Source organism: Rhizobium sp. AN5 (assembly GCF_900215255.1).
GTDB lineage: Bacteria > Pseudomonadota > Alphaproteobacteria > Rhizobiales > Rhizobiaceae > Agrobacterium > Agrobacterium tumefaciens.
The window spans coordinates 65,371-79,726 of sequence record NZ_OCMJ01000004.1 but is presented as its reverse complement, the minus strand read 5'-3'; the positions used below and the strand labels follow the sequence as shown (position 1 = coordinate 79,726).

The window sequence follows — 14,356 nt, the reverse complement described above, 5'->3', positions numbered from 1 at the left end:
GCTTTAGGTGAGAGAATGCCTCACGCATCCTTCTCATTGACGGAAGCGGTGCCCGGCTCGGGCGTTGCGGCGGTCTCCACCTTCGGGCCACCCTTGGAGACGCCAACCATGGCGGGGCGCAGCACCCGGTCACCGATGGTGAAACCGGCCTGAACCACCTGCAGTACCGTGTTGTTCGGAACCGCCGTGTTCGGAATTTCGAACATAGCCTGGTGGAAATTCGGATCGAATTTCTGGCCTTCCGCATCGATCTTTTTGACGCCATGGCGCTCCAGCGTCGAGAGCATCGAACGCTCTGTCATCTCGACACCTTCGATCAGGCCGTTGAGACCGGCTTCGCCATTGGTCTTGAGTTCGTCCGGAATGGCTTCAAGAGCGCGGCGAAGATTGTCGGAAACGGCAAGCATGTCGCGCGCGAAAGCGGCGAGAGAATAGGCCTTCGCATCCTTGACTTCGCGCTCGGTGCGGCGACGAAGATTGTCCATTTCTGCTGCAAGACGCAGGAACTTGTCGCGCAGATCGGCATTTTCGGCCCTGAGCAGTTCGATCGGATCGGGCTCGGCAGCTTCCGCCGTCTCTTCCCCTGTAAATGCGGGTTCGACAAACTCTTCGGCGACGTCCGCGTCAGGTCCGGGCTTTTTCGTATCGTCGGTCATGACGTTCTCCAGATTTGAATATTGTTGGTTGCGCCCGATATCGAGGTTTGAAGGGCAAAAATCAAGGCTTGCGGCGAAAAGCTTGCCGCATTCTCTAACCTTGCGGGCTTGTCCTATCTCTGCTTTCGGGAAAGGCGGGCCATAATTTGTGCGGTGTAGTCCACCATAGGCACGATACGGGCGTAATTGAGCCTCGTGGGACCGATGACGCCGACCGCACCCACAACGCGATTTTCCTCATCCCGATAAGGTGCCACGATCAGTGACGAGCCTGACAGCGAGAAGAGCTTGTTTTCCGAGCCGATGAAAATCCTGACACCTGAGCCACTTTCTGCAAGGTTGAGGATCTCGATGAGATTTTCCTTGCGTTCCAGATCGTCGAACAGCAGGCGCACACGATCGATATCTTCCTCACCGGCCAGACCTTCCAGCAGGTTGGAGCGTCCGCGGACAATGAGGCGGCCGAGCTTGCCCTCTTCATTGTCGCCCGCCCATATGGCGAGACCACGTTCGATGAGATCCTGCGCGAGCGTGCCGAGTTCCGACTGCAATTCGGCACGCTGCGTCTGAAACTGGCCCCGCAGTTCCTGCAGCGTCTGCCCGGAAAGATGGGCATTGATGAAATTCGCCGCCTCGGTCAATTGCGATGACGAAATGCCAGCCGGCAATTCGATGATACGGTTTTCGACCTGATTGTGGTCCCCTACCAGCACGGCAAGCGCCTTGGTGGGCTCCAGCCGGATGAATTCAACATGCTTGAGAATGACGTCGCTCTTGGCCGTCAGCACCAGGCCCGCACCGCGCGACATGCCTGAAAGCATGCGGCTTGCCTCCGTCAGCAACCCTTCCAGCGATTGCTCGTGGCCGGCGACCGGACCGATCTGCCGGTCGATGCTGGCTCTCTCATCGGCGGGCAAATCGCCCACCTGCATGAATGCGTCCACGAAGAAGCGCAGCCCCGTCTGGGTGGGCAGGCGACCGGCGCTGATGTGCGGCGAATAGATGAGACCCAGTTCCTCGAGATCGCTCATGACGTTGCGAACGGAGGCCGGTGAAAGCGACATCGGCAACAGCCGCGACAGGCTGCGCGACCCCAAGGGTTCGCCGGTGTCGAGATAGCCTTCGACGATGCGCCGGAAAATCTCCCGCGACCGTTCATCCAGCAACGATGCCTGATCTTTTGAAAGCGGTGCGGAAAAGCCCATATGATCCGTTCTTTATCGTAAAAACCTTGTCCTTACCAATATAATGCGTTGCACCGCTGCGGCAAAATGGAAATTGGCTTTGCAAAAGCCCGGGGCGCACCTTAGAAGGCAGGAACCAACATGGAGAGTGGATCATATGCGGCCTTCAGGCAGAAAAACCGATCAGATGCGCAAGGTTTCCTTCGAGCGCAATTTCTCGAAACATGCCGAAGGTTCCTGTCTGGTCAAATTCGGCGATACGCATGTGCTCGTCACCGCAAGCCTTGAGGAAAAGACGCCACCGTGGCTGCGCAACAGCGGCAAGGGCTGGGTCACCGCCGAATACGGCATGCTGCCGCGTTCCACCCATGAACGGATGAAACGCGAGGCCTCAGCCGGCAAGCAGGGCGGACGCACGCAGGAAATCCAGCGCCTCATCGGCCGCTCGCTGCGTGCAGTGGTCGACCTGCAGGCGCTCGGCGAGCGCCAGATCAGCATCGACTGCGACGTCATTCAGGCCGATGGCGGCACGCGCACGGCTTCCATCACCGGCGCATGGATCGCCCTGCATGATTGCCTGAAGTGGATGGAAACCCGCAACATGATCAAGGTCGAAAAGGTCCTGAAAGACCATATTGCCGCGATCTCCTGCGGCATCTTTGCAAAACAGCCGGTCATCGATCTCGATTATCTCGAGGATTCCTCCGCCGAGACCGATGCGAATTTCGTCATCACCGGCTCCGGCGGCATCGTTGAGGTGCAGGGAACCGCGGAAGGCGCCCCTTTCTCCGAAGAGGAGTTCCTGACGCTGCTCGGTCTTGCAAAGGCGGGATGCAGCGAACTGGTCGCCCTTCAGAAACAGGCAATCGCCTGAGCCGACAGGAAAACGTCATGCGCAAGCTCGATACCAGAACGATCGTCGTCGCCAGCCACAACAAGGGCAAGATCGCCGAAATCGCCGACCTGATCGGGCCTTTCGGCTTTTCAGCCAAATCGGCTGCGGAGCTGAACTTCGTGGAGCCGGACGAGACAGGCACCACCTTTGAGGAAAATGCTGCCATCAAGGCGCTCGCGTCTGCGAAGGCGTCCGGCCTGCCTGCTCTGTCTGACGATTCCGGTCTGGTGATCGATGCGCTGGATGGCGCGCCGGGCGTTTATACCGCCAATTGGGCGGAAACGGCTGACGGTACGCGCGACTTCGCCATGGCCATGCAGAAGGTCGAGGATGCGCTTGCCGAACGCGGTGCAACGAAGCCGGAAGACCGCACGGGCCGCTTCGTCAGCGTGCTGTGCCTTGCCTGGCCGGACGGGCATGTCGAATATTTTCGCGGCGAGGTGGAAGGCACGGTGGCGTGGCCCCCGCGCGGAACGAGCGGTTTCGGCTATGACCCCATCTTCAAACCGGAAGGTTACGACACCACATTCGGTGAAATGACCGCAGACGAAAAACACGGCTGGAAGCACGGCGATGCGTTTGCGCTCTCCCACCGTGCCCGCGCCTTTAAAAAATTCGTAGAAACCTGCCTGGAGGCATGAACCCGATGACCGGGGAGCACCAACTTTCTGCCCCCGGCGCGTCGCTTCTGCCGGATACGGGCGATCCCGGTTTCGGGATCTATCTGCACTGGCCCTTCTGTGCGGCCAAATGCCCCTATTGCGATTTCAACAGCCATGTCCGCCACCGCCCGGTGGATCAGGAACGGTTCACTGCGGCGTTCCTCAGCGAAATGGCAAAGATGCGGGCGCTCAGCGGTCCGCGTGTCGTCACCAGCATTTTCATGGGCGGCGGCACACCTTCGCTGATGGACCCGCAGACCGTAGGCGCGCTTCTTGATGGCGTTTCGCGCTTCTGGCATGTGCCTGATGGTATCGAGATCACCATGGAGGCCAATCCTTCAAGCGTCGAGGCGGAGCGGTTTCGCGGTTACCGGGCAGCCGGCGTCAACCGCGTCTCGCTCGGCGTTCAGGCGCTGAACGACCGGGACCTGAAGTTCCTTGGCCGTCTGCATGATGTTGCCGATGCGCTGAAAGCCATCCGGCTGGCGCGGGAGATTTTTCCGCGCATGTCCTTCGATCTCATTTACGCCCGCCCGAAACAGACGGTGGCCGAATGGGACGCTGAGCTGAAGGAAGCGGTCTCCTACGCTGTCGACCATCTGTCGCTCTATCAGCTCACTATCGAGGAAGGCACGCCGTTCTACGGGCTGCACAAGGCTGGCAAGCTGATTGTGCCGGATGGCGAGCATTCGGCCGTGCTTTATGAAGCGACGCAGGAAATCACCGAGCGTTACGGCATGCCGGCGTACGAGGTTTCCAATCATGCCCGCCCCGGTGCGGAAAGCCGCCATAACCTGACCTATTGGCGTTATGGCGATTATGCCGGTATTGGCCCTGGTGCGCATGGACGCCTGACCAATGGCGCCTCCAAGCTCGCCACCGTCACCGAGCGCCACCCGGAAACCTGGCTCGAGACCGTCGAGCGTGAAGGTCACGGCATGGTCGATCAGGAGCTTCTCGGCGTCGACGAACAGGCAGACGAATTGCTATTGATGGGTCTACGCCTGCGCGAAGGCATTGATCTTGCTCGCTGGAGCGATCTCTCCGGCCGCGAACTCGACCCGGAGAAAGAGGAATTCCTCCTGCAACACGGCTTCGTGGAACGCATCGGCAATTCCCGCCTGCGCTGCACCCCTTCCGGCATGCTTATTCTGGATGCCGTGGTCGCCGATCTCGCCTGCTGACCGGCAGCACTGCCTGGTCCTGAGCCAATCAACAACCGAGAAACCAATAAAAAAGCGGCCCGAAGGCCGCTTTTTCATGCGTTGTTTTCGTTGATCAGGCGCTTCAGCAGCTCAACCTCGTGGCCGAGCTTGGTGTCGCCGGAAATCAGATCCTCGATCTTGCGCACCGCGTGAAGAACCGTGGTGTGGTCGCGACCGCCGAAACGGCGACCGATCTCGGGAAATGAGCGCGGTGTCAGCATCTTGGCCAGATACATGGCGATCTGGCGCGGCTTGACGATGACGCGGGTGCGACGGTTGGAAACCAGCTCCTGCCGCGACACATTATAATGTCTGGCGACGATGCGCTGAATATCCTCGATACGGACGCGCTTGGCCTCCCCACTCCCGACGAGGTGCGACAGCAGCTCATCGACACGGTCAACCGAGAGGTTCGGCTCGAAAGAGCGCCGGAACATCAGCTGGTTGAAGGCGCCTTCAAGCTCGCGTCCGCTCGCCGTCACGCTTTTGGCCACGTGGGTCAGGATTTCGTCCGAAATCTCGAAAGACGGATCGTCCTGACGCGCCGAGCCCATGCGACGGTTGAGCATTTCGTAGCGCATGTCGTAATCGGGACCTTCGATCTCGATGGCCATGCCACCCTGAAGGCGCGAACGGACACGCGGATCAAGCGATTCCAGCTCCCACGGCGCGCGGTCAGCGGCCACGACAACCTGCTTGGCGCTGTCGAGCAGCATGTTCAACAGGTGGCAGAATTCGTGCTGGATCATCTTGCCCTGCAGGAACTGCATGTCGTCGATGACCAGAAGGTCGATATTGCGCAGGGTGTCCTTCAGCGTCAGCGCATCATTGTCGCGGATCGCAGTCGCAAAACGCCACATGAAATATTCGGCCGTCAGATAGACCACACGCGGGTTGCGCGGGCTGTCGATGGCAGCATTGGCAATCGCCTGCAGAAGGTGTGTCTTGCCAAGCCCGACACCCGCATGAATGAACAGCGGATTGAAGCGCACCGCACCGGCACCCGCTTCAGCGATCGTCTTTGCCGCCGCAAGCGCGACGCGGTTGGACGAGCCCTCGACAAAAGTGTCAAAGGTGAAACGTGTATCGAGCGGCGAACCGAACAGCGGCCCGGAGCTACCCTGCCGCAGCGTCGCCTGCGCCGCCGCAGGCTGTGCAGAAGGTGCTGTCGCCGGCTGCGACGGAATGAAGGACTTGTTGCGCGCAACAGCGCCCATGTCCTGAACGGGCTGCACCCGTTCCTCGACCTGCGCGGGCCGGGCCGGGCGGCTGGCGGAGCGGACAAGAATTTCCACCTTCAGCACGTCCGGATCCTCGCTTTGGACGAGACTGGTGATCAGATCCATATAACGGTTGTTGATCCAGGACTTCAGAAAGGTCGTCGGAACGGTAAAACGGACGACGCTTTTCGAAACGGTGTGGAGTTTGAGCCGTGCAAACCAGCTTGCATAGACCTCGGGACCAACCTGTGCCTTCAGCCGCGCGCTAAAACGTTCAAACAGCGCATCGTGCTTCATTGCCGATTTATCCCCTGCCGCTTCTGAGCAAGCTGCATCACGAGCCTGTGGTGCGCGGTCCCCATCGGCCACCGCACCCATCGCCAAATTCAATTGCATATTGCCGCCTTTCAAATTGCCAATCATAGCCTGACGATCAAAAAACGATCGCCAGAGATCCCCCTCGTATTATTTCCCGCCTCCAGCACTCCCCTCGAAAGAGCGTCAAAGACTACTACTTGTTTGCGAGCCGGTTATCCCATTTCCCTCCCCTTCATGGAGAGGCCTGCGACACGCTAAAAACGCTCCTTTCGCTACAACTGTAAGGCGCATTCTTAAGGACAAAAAGCTCCAGCCCGTTCCGAGACCGAAACGGCACAAAAAGCTCAATGACCTGAGAAAACGGACCTCGAAAGACCCGCCAGCAAGAAGGTGAATATCGTCGATACGATCATCGAGATAATCTGTGGACTGAGATCCGCACCCCTTGTTGAAATGCATTTAGGCAGGATCGTGGGGAGAGATCAATGGCGTTTTTTCTGCAAAAACTCAGATCGACCATTGACTCGCAATGGTCGTTTTGCATCACCGGCAAGGTCCGAAGCAGAATCGCTTATGAATCAATGAGATTCAATTTTGGCATTTTTCGATAGCCCGTTTTGGCAAAAAAATAAAAATCTTCTTGACTCAAAACTGGCTGCGACTTCCGTAGAGAAAGCTTCCCATTTTTCGGGAGACCTCCGGCAATCCATTGTTTTTATTCAGTTTTTCTTGTCGCTCATCTGACACGCGTTTGTCACGTTACGGCAGGAATGATTAACGGAGGGTTAGAATCACAAAAAGCCCGGTCAAAAGACCAGGCTTTTTGAATAGTTAATTGTGATTAGCCGGATTAGGCGGAAAGAGCCTTAACGCGCTGGGCAAGACGCGACACCTTACGGGATGCCGTGTTGCCGTGCAGAACGCCACGCGTCGCTGCGCGCTGGATCTCAGGCTGAGCTGCCTTCAGAGCTTCGGTGGCTACTGCCAGATCGCCCGAAGCAATTGCTTCCTCGACCTTGCGGATGAAGCCGCGAACGCGCGAACGGCGAGCCTTGTTGACTGCGGTACGGCGAGCGATCTTGCGGGTCGCCTTTTTCGCCGAAGTTGTATTGGCCATGTATGCCTCTCTTCGAATTCAAACCAAATTCCGCAACCAGAGGATCGGGTCGTTCGAAGACCTCACTTAACCCAAGAATGCGGGAGTAATTTCGGACAAGCCGGATGGCTTTCCTTAACCGTGGGCGGGCATATACCGCTAAAGCGTACGCCCGTCAACGCGCAAATGGCGGAAAACGCCGATATTCCGAATCCTTAGCGATTCCGGAAAGCGGGTTTGCGCTTTTCAACGAAGGCCGCCATGCCCTCCTTCTGATCCGCTGTTGCAAAGAGCGACTGAAAGGATCGCCTTTCATATCTCAGCCCTTCCGAAAGGGGAACCTCGAATGAGCGATTGACGCTTTCCTTGGCCATGAGAACGGAAGCGCGCGACAGCGAGGCGATGCGCGTGGCGGCATCCACCGCCTCATCCATAAGATTTGCTGCGGGGACAATCCGCGAAACGAGGCCGGCGCGCTCTGCCTCGGCCGCATCCATCATGCGGCCGGTCAGAACCAGATCCATCGCCTTCGCCTTGCCCACCGCCCGCGTTAGCCGCTGTGAGCCGCCCATGCCGGGAATGACGCCAAGCGTGATTTCCGGCTGGCCGAATTTCGCCGTGTCCGAAGCGATGATGAAATCGCACATCATTGCCAGCTCACACCCGCCGCCCAGCGCAAAGCCGGAGACTGCGGCAATGACCGGCTTGCGGGTCGATGCGACCTCGTCCCAGCCGCCGAGAAAGTCGCCGACATAGGCATCGACAAAATCCAGCCCCTGCATTTCCTTGATGTCCGCGCCAGCGGCAAATGCCTTTTCCGACCCCGTTATAATGATCGCGCCGATGGAATCGTCGGCAGAGAACGAGGAGAGAATGTGCCGCAGCTCCTTCAGAAGCACCGAATTGAGGGCGTTGAGCGCCTTGGGACGGTTGAGCGTGATGACGCCCACCTCGTCGCGTTTCTCGACCAGTATCGTTTCATAATCCACGGCAGTCTCCCTCGCCATTATTCCGCCTCAGCTACTTCTGGCAGGCCGCGCAATAAAAGGTCGAACGACCGGCCTGCACTATCCTTTCAACCGTACCCCCGCAGCCAGGTGTACGGCAAGGCTGGCCTTCCTGATCGTAGACTGAAAAGGAATGCTGGAAATAACCGAGCGTTCCGTCCGTCTGTATATGGTCGCGCAGGGAAGAGCCGCCGGCGGCGATTGCGTCCGCGATCACGTCCCGGATCTTCTCCGTAAGATTGATGAGCTGCGGCTTCGGCTCTCCGGTTTTGGTCACCAGCGTTCCCGCCGCCCGCAAAGGCGAGAGATGGGCACGCCACAGCGCCTCACAGACATAGATATTGCCGAGGCCCGCGATGACCTTCTGGTCCAGCAGCGTGCTTTTCAAAGGCTGGCTTTTACCCTGGAACCGGCTCGCGAGATAATCAGCACTCAGCGCGTTGCCGGTGGGTTCCGGTCCCAACTCCGCAAAAGCGGGGTAAAGATCGAGCTTGTTGCGCTCCACCAGATGCATGAAGCCGAAGCGGCGCGGGTCATTATAGATGACGCAGATGCGCTCTTCGCCTCTATCCAGATGAAAGACGACATGATCATGCTTGCCGTCCTTCGAGCGGGCATAATGAAACGCGCCGGGCGCGTTCCTATTCCCTGCCTCATCTTCTCGCGCCTCGATACGGAACGAGCCGGACATTCCAAGATGGGCAACGATCGTCAGCCCGTCTTCCAGCTCTATCAAGAGATACTTCGCCCTGCGCCCGAGCGATATGATCGTCTTGCCCTCGATCAGTCCCGCGAAGTCTTCCGGGAACGGAAAGCGCAGATCGGGACGGCCAAGATGGAGCTTGCGGATGCTTGCCCCTTCCATGGTGGGCGCGAGGCCGCGTCTGACGGTTTCGACTTCTGGCAATTCTGGCATCTGGCTTATCCGGCAGTTTATCGTTAGGACCATGTGGTCTATACAATGCACGCGAAATGTCGCGCCCAGGCGATGCGGCAACAGATAGCGTCGCCACGGCGTTTCCGCTATGGTCCGCCACGCAATTAATATGGAGACAGACGATGACCGACGCCCGTACCACTGCCCAAGGCGGCATGGAAACGTCCTATGGCTTCCACAAAGTGGACGAAGGCAAAAAGCAGGGGCTGGTCAACGATGTCTTCCACAAGGTGGCCAAGCGCTACGACATTATGAACGACGTGATGTCGGCCGGCCTGCACCGGCTGTGGAAGGACGCCATGGTGTCCTCGCTTTCACCGCGCAAGGATGCCTCCTATAAGGTGCTTGACGTAGCTGGTGGCACCGGCGATATCGCCTTCCGCATCGTGGAAGCCTCCAACCGTCTGGCGCATGCCACCGTTCTCGATATCAACGGCTCGATGCTTGCCGTTGGCGAGGAGCGCGCGGTAAAACGAAAGCTTTCCGACAATCTAACCTTCGTTGAAGCCAATGCCGAAGAGCTGCCCTTCGAGGCGAACAGCTTCGACGCCTATACGGTCGCCTTCGGCATTCGCAACGTGCCGCGCATCGACGTTGCGCTGAAAGAGGCCTACCGCGTGCTGAAACGTGGCGGGCGACTGCTGGTGCTGGAATTTTCCGAAGTGGAAATGCCGCTGCTCGACCGCGTCTATGATGCATGGTCGTTCAACGCCATTCCGCAATTCGGCAAGATGATCACCGGCGATGCCGAGCCCTATCAATATCTGGTCGAGTCGATCCGCAAATTCCCCAACCAGGAGGATTTCGCGACGATGATCCGCACCGCCGGCTTTTCGCGCGTGACCTACACCAATTACACCGGCGGTATCGCCGCCCTGCATTCCGGCTGGAAGCTTTAAGACCATGTCCGGCAAAAGCAGGAGACAAGCATAAGCATGAGCACTTTGGGCGCATATTTCCGCCTCGCAAGGGTTGGCTGGGTTCTCGTGCGCGAAGGCGTCGTGCTGGCCTTGCCATCCGATGACCTTCCTGCCTCCGCGCAAGTGATAAAGGCATTGCTGAAGCCATTCGCCCGCAGCAAGGCCAAGCGGGCGCAGCGTAGCGACCGGCTGGCGGTAGCTGTCGAGCGGCTTGGCCCGTCCTATGTGAAGATGGGACAGTTTCTGGCCACAAGGCCGGATGTGGTCGGCGCCGACTTCGCCGACGATCTTGCGAGCCTGCAGGACCGCATGGCATTTTTCCCCGCAGCCGCGGCCAAGGCTAACATCGAAGGTTCGCTCGGGCGGTCTGTTTCGGAACTCTACAGGGAATTTGGCGATCCGATCGCCGCCGCTTCCATCGCCCAGGTTCACCCGGCGATAGTGGATACGCCGAAAGGGCCGCGCAAGGTCGCCGTCAAGGTCATTCGCCCCGGCGTTCGCCAGCGCTTCCAGAACGATCTGGAGGCGATGTATCTGATCGCCGACCTGCAACAGCGTTTCGTCCGCTCTGCCCGCCGCCTGCGGCCGGTGGAAGTCACTCGCACGCTGGAACAGACAACCAAGATCGAGATGGATCTGCGGCTTGAGGCCGCCGCCCTTTCCGAACTTGCCGAAAATACCAAAGAAGACCCCGGATTCCGCGTTCCGGAGGTAGATTGGGAACGCACCGGCCGCGATGTCGTCACCATGGAATGGATCGACGGCGTCAAGATGTCGGATATTGAGGGGCTGAAGGCTGCCGGCCACGATCTGAACAAGCTGGCTGATACCCTCATCCAGTCCTTCCTGCGGCACACGTTGCGCGACGGCTTTTTCCATGCCGACATGCACCCCGGCAATCTCTTTGTCGATCCGCAGGGCATGATCGTAGCCGTGGATATGGGCATTGCCGGGCGGCTGGGCAAAAAAGAACGCAGGTTCCTTGCCGAAATCCTCTACGGCTTCATCACCCGCGATTACATGCGCGTCGCGGAAGTGCATTTCGAGGCCGGTTATGTGCCGGGCCATCACGATAAAGCCAGCTTTGCGCAGGCGATCCGCGCCATCGGCGAACCGATCCACGGCCAGCCGGCCGAGACGATCTCCATGGGCAAGTTGCTGACGCTGCTGTTCGAAGTTACCGAACTCTTCGACATGGAAACGCGCCCGGAACTGGTGATGCTGCAAAAGACCATGGTGGTGGTGGAAGGCGTATCCCGCATGCTCAATCCGCGTTTCAACATGTGGAAAGCGGCCGATCCGGTCGTCAGCGGCTGGATAAGGGACAATCTTGGCCCGAAACGCATCGTCACCGATCTGAAGGACGGCGTGAAGGCTGCTCTCAAGCTTGCGGAGGCGGCACCCGAGATCGCTGCCAAGACGGAGAAGCTGCATTCCGACCTGGTGTATATGAGCGAGAACGGCCTGCGTTTCGACGCCCAGACGGCGGAAGCCATCGGCAAGGCGGAAGCGCGCCATACCAAATGGGGCCGGGCGGCGCTCTGGGTGATTGCGCTGACGCTTCTCTATATCGCGATCAGGATCAGCTAAACGATATTCAAACTCGGCGCTCACGCCGGTGCGGCACACTTTCGAACCGAAAATCGCCGGTCTTCCAGTTCGATAGATGCGTACCATGCTGCTGCAACATATCGAGGATAATGACCTGATCTTGGTTGAAAGTTAAATGATTGCCGGACGGGAATTGAGATTGATGGCAAAAAATGAAGCCGTAAAACGGGTCCTTACCTATTGCTCGTGGCCCATGGTGTTTTTTCTCGGTCTTACCGGGGCTTATTTCGCTTTTTCGAGTGAGCATCCAATCACCACATTCCTCGCCGTCTACGCGGGCGCGGTGGCCAGCCTGTTTCTTCTTGAGCGTTACATTCCCTACGAGACGGAATGGCTTCAGTCTGATGGTGAAACCGTCAACAATATCGCCCACACGCTCTTGACCAAGGGGCTTGTTCAGCTTGCTGCCATGGCAGCGGTTCTCTTTCCAATGCTGACTGCCATTTTTCTGCAACCTTTGGCGGCCATGAAATTCGACCTGTGGCCTTCTCAGTTGCCGATGATCGTTCAGGTCACGCTCGCCCTGATGATCGCTGAATTCGGTCTCTACTGGGCGCACCGTATCGCTCATGAAACGGTGTTTTTCTGGCGTTTCCACGCGCTTCATCACAGCGTTGTCCGTCTTTGGGTCGTCAATACGGGCCGTTTCCATGTAGCCGACTCGCTGTTCAAGATCGCGCTCAGCCAGATTCCGCTTTATCTCATGGGCGCACCGTTGCAGGTGTTCTGGTGGCTCGCGGCTGTGACGGCCTTCATCGGCATTCTGACCCATTGCAATGTGGATATGAAAACCGGTCCGCTGGACTACGTGTTCAGCACCCCCAGGCTGCACCGATGGCACCATTCCAAACAGCTGCCTGAGGGAAATACCAATTATGGTGAGAACCTTGTCGTTTTCGACCAGTTGTTTGGCAGCTATTTCAATCCCGATCGCCCTTCCTCAACCAACATCGGCATCAAGGGAGAAATTGCAAAGGGCTTTTTGCCACAACTTTTTCAGCCCTTCACCAAGGAAGGGGTTCGCCAGATCATCGGGCGAAACACGAAAGAAAATTGAAGGGATTGGCGGCAATGCCGCCTTCAGGCCGGGAGAATTCCCAGTTCGACCCGTAGCTTCTTCGTCAGCCCTGCGGCAACGAGTTCATAGGAGCGGCGGACATAGTGTTCCAGCTCCTCTTGCTCCAGCGGTGAATGATCGGAGATCGATATCCATTTGCGCTTGGCGAAATAAGGTGCCTGATGGATCCCTTCCAGCGAGGTGAGGATTTCGAAGCTTTCCTCCGAACATTTCACCACAAGCCGCCAGTCGTCACGCTCACCCAAAACGGAAAAGACCTTGTCTCCGACCTTGGCAACGTGGGAATCCCACTGATCGACGAAACGGACGCCCGGCCATTCGCCGAGCACCCTGTCGAATGTCTTGCGATCGAAAAGGCTCATGCGAGTTTCTCCGCGATAAGGGCCGCCAGACGTTTGGCGACTTCGGCCTTGTCCATATCAGGCCAGGCCTCGATACCCTCATTCGAAATGATCTTCACGCTGTTGCGGTCTCCACCCATGATGCCGGTTTCCGCCGACACATCATTGGCAACGATATAATCGGCGCCCTTGCGCTCCAGTTTGGCCCGGCCGTTTTTTTCGACATCCTGCGTCTCGGCGGCGAAACCCACCACCAGCTTCGGGCGCTTTTCGTGGTGGCCGACGGTTTTGAGAATATCGGGGTTTTCCATAAGTTGCAGCGCAGGCGGGGAATCGCCTGGCTGCTTCTTGATCTTCTGCTCCGAAGAACCCGCCACTCGCCAGTCGGCGACAGCGGCGACCATGACGGCGATGTCCACTGGCAGCCTTGAAATCACCGCATCGCGCATCTCCTCGGCACGCTCGACATGGACCGTTGCAACGCCCGCCGGATCGGCAATCGTGACGGGACCCGAGACCAGCGTTACCTCCGCCCCCAATTCCGCAAGCGCAGCTGCGATGGCATGGCCCTGCTTGCCGGAGGAGCGGTTGGCGATGTAACGCACCGGATCGATCGGCTCATGGGTGGGGCCGGAAGTAACGATCGCCGTTCTGCCTTTTAAAGGCTTCGGCCCGCCATCCAGCAACGCCTCTACTGCCTGGACGATCTGCAAAGGCTCCGCCACACGACCAAGACCGGCCTCGCCCTTTTCCGCCATTTCGCCTGCCATAGGGCCGATGAAAAACACGCCGTCTTTTTTCAGCGTTTCGACATTGCGCACCGTTGGCTTTGCCGACCACATTTTCGGGTTCATGGCAGGTGCGACCAGCACCTTGCGATCGGTCGCCAGAAGGATCGTGGAGGCAAGATCATCAGCCAGACCATTCGCCATCTTCGCCATCAGATCGGCGGTGACGGGCGCGACCAGCACAAGGTCGCATTCGCGCGCGAGCCGGATATGCCCGACATCCTGCTCGTCCTGCCTCGAAAAAAGCTCGGTGAAGACGTGGGTGGCGGACAGTGCGCCAACAGCAAGCGGAGTGACGAATTCCTGTGCGCCCTTCGTCATGACTGGCGTCACCTTTGCGCCGCGCTCTTTCAGGCGGCGGATGAGGTCGAGGCTCTTATAGGCCGCGATGCCGCCGGAGATGATGAGGAGAATATGTTTGCCTGAAAGCGTCATGAT

General features: G+C 58.4%; 14 protein-coding genes. 6 read left to right on the top strand and 8 right to left on the bottom strand.

All coding sequences use genetic code 11. The features are described from left to right. Positions 1–20: 20 nt before the first annotated feature. On the bottom strand, positions 21–656 hold the full coding sequence (gene grpE / locus CRP02_RS12650; RefSeq protein ID WP_097101331.1) for a nucleotide exchange factor GrpE: 636 nt from the start codon (positions 654–656) through the stop codon (positions 21–23). A 113-nt stretch (positions 657–769) separates the two neighbouring features. Continuing rightward, complete coding sequence (gene hrcA, locus CRP02_RS12645) at positions 770–1,861, bottom strand: heat-inducible transcriptional repressor HrcA (RefSeq protein WP_097101329.1); 1,092 nt, start codon at positions 1,859–1,861, stop codon at positions 770–772. Positions 1,862–1,997: 136 nt separating this feature from the next. On the opposite strand from hrcA, the gene rph reads away from it, so the two are divergent. From rph to hemW, 3 genes are read left to right on the top strand one after another with little or no spacing between them, the layout of a single operon-like run. Next, positions 1,998–2,714: a ribonuclease PH gene (rph, locus tag CRP02_RS12640; RefSeq protein ID WP_003514752.1), complete on the top strand. Its 717-nt coding sequence runs from the start codon at positions 1,998–2,000 to the stop codon at positions 2,712–2,714. 17 nt (positions 2,715–2,731) lie between these two features. Further along, positions 2,732–3,376 carry an RdgB/HAM1 family non-canonical purine NTP pyrophosphatase gene (rdgB, locus tag CRP02_RS12635; RefSeq protein ID WP_003514751.1) on the top strand — a complete coding sequence of 215 codons (645 nt, stop codon included), beginning with the start codon at positions 2,732–2,734 and terminating at the stop codon, positions 3,374–3,376. A gap of 5 nt (positions 3,377–3,381) precedes the next feature. Continuing rightward, a complete protein-coding gene (hemW, locus tag CRP02_RS12630) occupies positions 3,382–4,581 on the top strand; it encodes a radical SAM family heme chaperone HemW (RefSeq protein WP_097172754.1) in 1,200 nt (399 codons plus the stop codon). Positions 4,582–4,655: 74 nt separating this feature from the next. Here hemW and dnaA read toward each other — a convergent pair whose 3' ends face one another. The 4 genes from dnaA to mutM form a co-directional block, all read right to left on the bottom strand. Next, positions 4,656–6,119 (bottom strand): chromosomal replication initiator protein DnaA, encoded by a 1,464-nt coding sequence (dnaA, locus tag CRP02_RS12625; protein ID WP_003514748.1) that lies wholly within the window; start codon positions 6,117–6,119, stop codon positions 4,656–4,658. An 871-nt stretch (positions 6,120–6,990) separates the two neighbouring features. Beyond that, complete coding sequence (gene rpsT / locus CRP02_RS12620) at positions 6,991–7,257, bottom strand: 30S ribosomal protein S20 (protein WP_003493474.1); 267 nt, start codon at positions 7,255–7,257, stop codon at positions 6,991–6,993. Between the two features lie 194 nt (positions 7,258–7,451). Then, positions 7,452–8,225 carry an enoyl-CoA hydratase gene (locus tag CRP02_RS12615; protein ID WP_003514743.1) on the bottom strand — a complete coding sequence of 258 codons (774 nt, stop codon included), beginning with the start codon at positions 8,223–8,225 and terminating at the stop codon, positions 7,452–7,454. A 31-nt stretch (positions 8,226–8,256) separates the two neighbouring features. Beyond that, a complete protein-coding gene (mutM, locus tag CRP02_RS12610) occupies positions 8,257–9,159 on the bottom strand; it encodes a bifunctional DNA-formamidopyrimidine glycosylase/DNA-(apurinic or apyrimidinic site) lyase (RefSeq protein WP_097171388.1) in 903 nt (300 codons plus the stop codon). Positions 9,160–9,302: 143 nt separating this feature from the next. Between mutM and ubiE the strand changes: the two genes are divergently transcribed. The 3 genes from ubiE to CRP02_RS12595 all read left to right on the top strand — a co-directional run bounded on the left by ubiE (position 9,303) and on the right by CRP02_RS12595 (position 12,768). Then, complete coding sequence (ubiE, locus tag CRP02_RS12605; RefSeq protein ID WP_097171387.1) at positions 9,303–10,079, top strand: bifunctional demethylmenaquinone methyltransferase/2-methoxy-6-polyprenyl-1,4-benzoquinol methylase UbiE; 777 nt, start codon at positions 9,303–9,305, stop codon at positions 10,077–10,079. Between the two features lie 36 nt (positions 10,080–10,115). Further along, positions 10,116–11,690, top strand: coding sequence for a 2-polyprenylphenol 6-hydroxylase (gene ubiB, locus CRP02_RS12600; protein WP_097171386.1), 1,575 nt, complete (start codon positions 10,116–10,118; stop codon positions 11,688–11,690). A gap of 163 nt (positions 11,691–11,853) precedes the next feature. Continuing rightward, positions 11,854–12,768, top strand: a complete 915-nt coding sequence (locus CRP02_RS12595; RefSeq protein ID WP_097172753.1) for a sterol desaturase family protein — start codon at positions 11,854–11,856, stop codon at positions 12,766–12,768. 23 nt (positions 12,769–12,791) lie between these two features. On the opposite strand, the gene CRP02_RS12590 is transcribed toward CRP02_RS12595, so the two are convergent. Both CRP02_RS12590 and coaBC read right to left on the bottom strand, forming a co-directional pair. Beyond that, the gene (locus CRP02_RS12590) at positions 12,792–13,151 is read right to left on the bottom strand and encodes an MmcQ/YjbR family DNA-binding protein (protein WP_003514733.1); all 360 of its coding nucleotides are present in this window, start codon (positions 13,149–13,151) and stop codon (positions 12,792–12,794) included. Further along, positions 13,148–14,353: a bifunctional phosphopantothenoylcysteine decarboxylase/phosphopantothenate--cysteine ligase CoaBC gene (gene coaBC / locus CRP02_RS12585; protein WP_097171385.1), complete on the bottom strand. Its 1,206-nt coding sequence runs from the start codon at positions 14,351–14,353 to the stop codon at positions 13,148–13,150. Before coaBC ends, CRP02_RS12590 begins: the two co-directional genes overlap by 4 nt. Positions 14,354–14,356: the final 3 nt, after the last annotated feature.